1 protein-coding gene is annotated in these 622 nt (G+C 44.7%); it reads left to right on the forward strand.

Going from position 1 to position 622, the window contains the following annotated elements; translation table 11 throughout:
• Positions 1-120: 120 nt before the first annotated feature.
• Positions 121-622: winged helix-turn-helix domain-containing protein (locus R8O10_RS25995; RefSeq protein ID WP_318192066.1), on the forward strand; the 502-nt coding region annotated here is incomplete at its 3' end.

The following is a 622-nucleotide window of genomic DNA, read 5'->3' on the forward strand; positions in this document are numbered from 1 at the left end:
GCGATTGTAAGTATTGATACGCTTTGCCAGAGCGGTTACCACTGCGACAGTACAACACGATATACCCGTGATCATTGAAGATGCTTGATTTTCGATGAAATCAGGATCATGCTACGCACCATGAAAATAATACTGACTCCTCAACAGAAACAACAACTCGAAGTGATGCACGATTCAACTCGTGATGGTCGAGTGCGTGACCGCATCAAAGCGGCTTTACTTGCGTCTGAAGGCTGGAGTCAAACGATGATTTCTCAAGCGCTTCGTATTCATGAATCGACCGTTGCTCGTCATCTCAGTGACTATGTCCTCTCTGAAAAACTTAAGCCTGAAAATGGTGGTAGCCAGAGCCGACTTTCTGCTGAGCAAACCATGCAGCTTATCGAACATTTATCCGAGAAGACGTACTTTCATACCCATCAAATAGTCGCTTATGTGAAAGCCGAGTTTGGTATTCGCTATACCGTTGCAGGCATGAACAAATGGCTACATCATCACGGCTTTTCATATAAGAAGCCGAAAGGTGTACCGCACAAGTTTAATCCAGAGATGCAGCAAGCCTTTATCGAATACTACAACGAGACGCTAAGAAACAGCGAAGACCCTGTGTTATTGATGGATG

It is taken from the genome of Vibrio sp. 1727, from assembly GCF_033344415.1.
GTDB lineage: Bacteria > Pseudomonadota > Gammaproteobacteria > Enterobacterales > Vibrionaceae > Vibrio > Vibrio alginolyticus.